Source organism: Shewanella sp. BJSY2023SW005 (assembly GCF_047314585.1).
GTDB lineage: Bacteria > Pseudomonadota > Gammaproteobacteria > Enterobacterales > Shewanellaceae > Shewanella > Shewanella algae.
The window spans coordinates 1-6,745 of the sequence record NZ_JBKORJ010000050.1; the positions used below are offsets into that span (position 1 = coordinate 1).

The 6,745-nt window shown below is 42.1% G+C and carries 4 protein-coding genes; 1 reads left to right on the forward strand and 3 read right to left on the reverse strand.

Features of this window, described 5'->3' with window-relative positions:
- Positions 1 to 80: 80 nt before the first annotated feature.
- On the forward strand, positions 81 to 1,175 hold the full coding sequence (locus ACMHXI_RS15085) for an ISAs1 family transposase (protein ID WP_109248997.1): 1,095 nt from the start codon (positions 81 to 83) through the stop codon (positions 1,173 to 1,175).
- Positions 1,176 to 1,480: 305 nt separating this feature from the next.
- Here the strand turns inward: ACMHXI_RS15085 and ACMHXI_RS15090 are convergent, their stop codons facing one another.
- The 3 genes from ACMHXI_RS15090 to ACMHXI_RS15100 all read right to left on the reverse strand — a co-directional run bounded on the left by ACMHXI_RS15090 (position 1,481) and on the right by ACMHXI_RS15100 (position 6,172).
- Positions 1,481 to 2,116 carry a hypothetical protein gene (locus tag ACMHXI_RS15090; protein ID WP_413735365.1) on the reverse strand — a complete coding sequence of 212 codons (636 nt, stop codon included), beginning with the start codon at positions 2,114 to 2,116 and terminating at the stop codon, positions 1,481 to 1,483.
- 755 nt (positions 2,117 to 2,871) lie between these two features.
- The gene (locus ACMHXI_RS15095; RefSeq protein ID WP_413735367.1) at positions 2,872 to 4,269 is read right to left on the reverse strand and encodes a leucine-rich repeat domain-containing protein; all 1,398 of its coding nucleotides are present in this window, start codon (positions 4,267 to 4,269) and stop codon (positions 2,872 to 2,874) included.
- Positions 4,270 to 4,774: 505 nt separating this feature from the next.
- Positions 4,775 to 6,172, reverse strand: a complete 1,398-nt coding sequence (locus ACMHXI_RS15100; RefSeq protein WP_413735369.1) for a leucine-rich repeat domain-containing protein — start codon at positions 6,170 to 6,172, stop codon at positions 4,775 to 4,777.
- Between the last annotated feature and the right edge of the window lie 573 nt (positions 6,173 to 6,745).

Here is a 6,745-nt window from a genome sequence, read left to right on the forward strand (position 1 = left end):
CAGGGCGGGATCCCACTTTAAATTGAACTTTTACGGTTGGTCATGATCTGATCTGCCTTGCCCTTAATCCACAGATGACCATGACCCTTTTGAAACAACTAGAACAGATTACCGATCCCCGTAAGGACATCAATCTAAAGCATAATTTAGTGGATGTGGTGTTCCTGACACTCAGTGCTATCCTCAGCGGTGCGACTGGGTGGAAGTCCATTCAGGAATTCGGAGAAGAACAGCTAGATTGGCTCCGTCTGTACCGAAAATTTGAAAATGGCATCCCTAAAAGGCATTGTATCAGTAATATAATCAAAGCATTGGACAGCGAACTGCTCCTTCAAGCCATATTTGGCTGGATCAATGAGCAACGGCAAACGGAAGGGAAAACCGTTATCGCGCTGGATGGAAAAACCCTGCGCGGGGCGTGGAGTGAGGATGCTAAGAATGCACTCCATGTTGTCAGCGCATTTGATGTCGGCAACGGCATTACACTTTACCAAGACAGTTCACATTCTAAAGGGAAAGAAGCTGAAGTCGCCCGCAACATGATTGATGCTATGGCACTGGATAATGCCGTTCTGACGCTGGATGCACTGCATTGTCAGGTGTCTACCATGAACAAAATTAAACAGGGGAACGGTGATTTCATTATTCAGCTCAAGTCGAACCAGCCGGGATTATTTGAAGCAGTCAAAACCAGCTTCAGTAAAGCGTATGAGCAGCCAGAACTGGCTATATTTGAGCAGTTCAACATGGGTCATGGCCGCAGGGAGCGCCGAACAGTCATGCAGATAGAAGCAGAATTATCAGCGGAACTTAAGAAAAAGTGGCCGCACATCACCTCATTTATCGAAGTTGCCAGTGAACGGACAGTCGATGGAATAACATCATGTTCTTCACGCTGGTATGTCAGTTCCTTACCGCTCAATGCCGAAGAGGCCGCGAGGACTATTCGAGAGCATTGGGGGGTAGAAAATCAGCTCCATTGGGTGCTGGATGTGGTCTTCCGCGAAGATGCGCTGAAGGTAACGGATCCTGATGGCGCAAAGCATCTCGCCCTATTTAACCGAGCGGCTCTGAGTGCGATAAGGCAGCACCAAGGCAAAAAAGACAGTCTGGCAGGTAAGCGCCGCCGTGCTGGTTGGAGTCCTACATTTCGCTCAGAGTTGTTATTTGGTTAAGATATAAGCAAAGTGGAATCCCGCCCTGGGGCTAAGGTATAGGGTTTCCTCATCGTGGTTCAGGGAAAGAATATAATACTGCTCGTTGTATGGGTTCATCTGCCTTCTCTTTGGAATTATTTCGAATTTACACAAGTAGTCTTTTCAGTTTTTCTTTAAAATCATTACTATGAACGAAATAAAAAATAATCTCTCATTGCCGGCATTCATGTTCCAATAGCGTTGACAACCAAATTATAGTAGTTCTGGACACTTTACCGGCAAAAGTAAATCGCTCTGCCCCCTTTCAGCTGTATTTCCAGTTCTTATGTCCCGGGTTTTCTCAGGCTCCACTCAATCAGCTTGGCTCTGATCAGGCGTTGCGAAAACTGCTGGGGATCAAGAACCCAGTTGGTAGCAATTTCCCGAACGCTCACCTCATCCGGATAACCTCCCCCTGTAGACAAACCGTTAATATGGCAACGCTTGGCCGCTTGAACCTCAGCCTCTGTGGGTTCACCCGCCGAGATGTGGCTTTGGTCATATTCATGCTGCCCATCATGATACACGGCGTATTTTCTTGTTACCTGACCGTCTTCCGCCATAAACCAAAAATTGTATATACCGCCCTGATGGTCGCCAAAGCCATAGGTTTTCCCAAATTTCTGGCTTAACCTAGCGGCGAATTCTGAAAGGTTGCGTAGGCATTCATCCAGCATCTCCATACTGTCCCTGAGGCCATACTGCCGGAACGGCAAGCCCCAACCGCCAAGGTAGATAAGCCCATCGAGATCCGCGACAGCCAGGTGTGAAGTTTTCCAGATAAACTTCAGATCGTCAGCAGCCCCCAAATCACTGATGGACTTGATATCCGCTTCCCCCTTCAGGTGTTCAACTATTCCATCCAGGTCGCGGCTTTCTACGACCAACCAAATCATATTGCGATACATCGAAACGCTCATTTCTATTCCCTTAAATATCTGGCGAATGCAATTTCAGTAGTCCACGGATTCTAGTGGCTCAACAATGAGCCCGGGACAGTAACAAAACCCAAAAACAAAACCAAGACAATCACCAAAATCCAGCCTCATAATTCTCGACAGATTGTTGACTCCTTGTCTAGGTTTCAATGGTTTCTTAGGTATTAAGGACTATTTGCAACTGGTCGATAATAGCGGAAACATTATCCACCATGACAAACGCGGCCACACGGCAGCCAGCAGGACGACTTATCCTTTTGAACCGTCTAATATTCCCACCAACAATGGGTTGCGACTTCACCTATATCAGGGCTTCTTGGTCCCCTTGCAGCTGTGACAATGCTCTATAAAACCAGAGTTACAACCACCTCCAACAACGACGAAGGCAAGGGGCTGCCCCATTGCCAGAAGCTATTTAGCTGAATCCCCGAGGCTCCATGCTCTCCCATCAAACCCTATTCGATCTTCATTGTGCTTGGGAATTCGACTTTGTACCCACTTCAATAGCAGAGAAGCCCTAACGGGATTGAAAGAGGATCTTCATCCAGTGGAAACCTCTATCCTTCAGTAACACTGGCAACTAGCGCCTTCACCCGGCTTATATCGGGTGTTTCCATTGTTCCTGGCTATATTGTTCCTGTGCCCTACTAAAGCAGTGGCTGTAGATTACATACCACACATATAATCACACACGCCCTCATTATTGGGTGATTGCGTTTCATCACTAACTCCTAAACTTAGAATGCTCGTCTTTGCTCGTGGGTTAGGCTCTGATAAAAAGGAGTATTGTAAGCTCTTTTTCGCACAGAAGAATAAGACGCTAATACTTCTGGAGAAATAGCTTCAATAGGGTTATAAGAAAAATCAATTCTCCTAAGGTTATTCCCAGGCTTCAATTTTGGCAAAGACATTAAACGATTGAATGAAACATCGACTGCTTTTAGCCAGGGCATCTCAGCAATCACACTGATATTATCCAAGTCGTTTTCACTAACAAATAAGCCTTCCAAATTAGACAGTGATGCCACCGCCGAAATATCAACAGTCCCATTATTTCTAAAATCTACTTTTACAAGACTGGGTAATTTATCAATACCATCTAATGTAGGTAGATTACTAGTTGCACCAAATATCTCTTTTAAGTTTGGTAAATCAGTCACATTTTCCAGAACATTATCTTCGATAGAACGAAAAGCAATACGTTTTAACTTAGGCAGATTACTAATTTTAGGCAAACTACCTTTTTTTATGTTAAACATCCAAATCTTTTCTAAGTTTTTAGGGAAAATCACGTCTTTAACTTTCGGACTATCCATTCCATGTATACTTAGTTCACGCAAATGTTCCAACTTATTAATAGTGGAGATATTCTTATATTCCGGCATAGTTAACACAGCTCGCTCCAAATTCATTAAGGAACCGATATCAAGGTCAGATCCTGATAAATCTATTGACAAGTACTTTAGCGACTGACTTCCATCAACAATATCGAATCCATTAAAATTTACTACGGAGCTAATTAACACGTTAAGATGAGTTTGCTTTTCAATATTCAAAATACTCTCCAGATTAGCTTGTTCAATCCTTAACTTAGCTAAATTTCCAGCTTCTGGTAGAACTATATGTTTTGTCGTGCCAACAGCTATGATTGCAAGTCTCTCTAGATTACCAAACTGACTTAAATCAAGTGTACCGTCTAAAAATTGCACTCCCCACAGAAGCATATACCGAGTGTTGGCAACAGCCTTTATAAATTCAATTGGTAATTTGGTGTTACTCTCAACGACAACATTTATAGCTTTTCCTTGTTGATCAAGAAGCACAGCGATACGGGACAGCGAGCCAGTCCCGCCAAAAAATTCATTACTTCCTATTATTGCAGGAGTAAAAGCGTCATTATGTCTTTCATGCTGCTCCGAAGGTAGCGGGCCGAATTCTCCTGTAAGTCCTTCAACAAAAAAATATAGCGCGCCATATTCAGACTTAAAACTTCTCTGAATATTTTGTGCTACAGGCGAAGCTTGGATAATCGCTGCCGCTTTCTCTTCAGGAGACAACGCCAATACTTGCCCTACCACCAGTAACCATAATCCAAGTATGACTGTCAACGAGACCACATGTTTTTGTTTTATCACTATTTTTCTCCATCAATCGATTCTGAGTATAATTGAGGATACGAAATCTCGGGTGATTCCATATTCTACACAGGTGAAATTCTTGCTCGCTGGGTTCTGCTGGCGCAAATAAGTCAGTATTCAACAATTGAGCAACAGATATGACCTCAATGTTTACTCATTCATTCTCCAATAAATGAAATGAGATAAAGCACTTACCATGTCAAGTCAAGCAATATAGATACACTGGTACCAGCTAACCACCACTGAGCAAGTAATAAAAAACCGTCAGAAGGCAGTTTTTTACTACTTATTTTTGTTAATTACCTTTCCTCAAAAGGCCAACGATAATAATGTGTAACATTGTGGCCAAACCAATAATAAACACATAATCAAGCAAGCTATTGACCCCATCCGATAACTCGATATACATCCGATAAAGCAACGGTGGTAGATTACATACCACACATATAATCACACACGTCCTCATTATTGGGTGATTGCGTTTCATCACTAACTCCTAAACTTAGAATGCTCGTCTTTGCTCGTGGGTTAGGCTCTGATAAAAAGGAGTATTGTAAGCACTTTTTCGCACAGAAGAGTAAGACGCTAATACCTCTGGAGAAATGGCTTCAATAGGATTGTCAGAAAAATCGATGCTCTTAAGCTTGCTTTCTAACTTCAATTTAGGTAGAGCCCGTAAGCGATTATATGAAACATCGATGTCTTTTAGCCAGGGCATCTCAGCAATCACATTGACATTATCCAGAACGTTTTCACTAACAAATAAGCCTTCTAATTTAGACAGTGATGCTACTGACGAAATATCAATAGTCTCATTATTATTTAAGTTCACAGTGACAAGGCTGGGTAGTTTTTCAATACCATCTAATGTAGGTAGCTCAACACCTGCGCCAAATAATTCTTTCAGGTTTGGTAAGTTATCCATATTTTCCAATATGTTATCTTCAACAGAACGAAAAGAAACACTTTTTAACTTAGGGAGGTGACTGATTTTAGGTAAACTACCTTTTTTTATGTCAAACATCCAAATTTCTTCTAAGTTTTTAGGCAGAATCACGTCTTTAACTTTCGGATCATTCATTCTACGTATACTTAGCTCACGCAAATGTTCCAACTTATTAATAGTGGGGATATTTTTGTATTCTGGCATAGTTAACCTAGCGCTCTCCAAATTCATTAAGGAACCGATATCAAGTTCAGATCCTGACAAATCTATTGACAAGTACTTTAGAGACTGACTTCCGTCAACAATATCGAATCCATCAAAATTTACTACGGAGCTAATTAACACATTAAGACGAGTTTGCTTTTCAACATTCAAAACACTCTCCAGATTAGCTTGATCAATCCTTAACTTAGCTAAATTTCCAGCTTCTGGTAGAACTATATGTTTTGTCGTGTCTACAGCTATAATTGCAAGTCTCTCTAGATTACCAAACTGACTTAAATCAAGCGTACCGTCTAAAAACTGCACTCCCCACAGAAGCATATACCGAGTGTTGGCAACAGCCTTTATAAATTCAGTTGTTAATTTGGTGTTACCCTCAACGACAACATTTATAGCTTTTCCTTGTTGATCAAGAAGCACAGCAATACGGGACAGCGAGCCAGTTCCACCAAAAAATTCATTACTTCCTATTATTGCAGGAATAAAGGCGTCATTACGTCTTTCATGCTGCTCCGAAGGTAGCGGGCCGATTTTCCCTGTGAGTCCTTCAACAAAAAAATATAGCGAGCCATATTCAGACTTAAAACCTCTTTGAATATTTTGTGCTGCAGGCGAAGCTTGGATAATTGCTGTCGCTTTCTCTTCGGGAGACAACGCCAATACTTGCCCTACTACCAGTAACCATAATCCAAGTATGACTGTCAACGAGCCCACATGTTTTTGTTTTATCACTATTTTCTCCATCAATCGATTCTGAGTATAATTTGGGCGTAAAATGAAAAGGACGCAAAATGAAGACCCCCATAATTCTTGGTAGATTATTGGCTCCTTGTCTAAATAACTGATCCTATTTGTGCTACATATTGCTGAACCCTTGTGGCGCAAGAGTTTCCGGATATGCGCTCCTGAAGCCCAGCTCATCAGGCTTGGTGTTCTAACTGCGTCAAGTTACCATTTGGAGACGATATCGGTGCAGTATTCTACTGTTTGGAACAGTTATTTAGGCTTGAATGGAGCCTTTGAAAAGGAAAGGATACAATACCGAGGCCAAGATATACTCAAGTAAGTCTTGATTCTCCCCTTCTATCACTGCATTTATAAAGCACTTCCCCTTTGGGCCCAGCAATATACAGGACATCCTAAACACTTTCCAACAAACATGCAGGACACCCTAAACACTTTCTGAGCCGCGAGGAGCACGTTGCAGGGTGTCAGTCTCTGATAAATAACGACGGATTTTTGGAAATGAGACTCTCTGAGATGAGTAATCTGCGTGCTTCATACAAAAACTGCGATTGCCAGGCA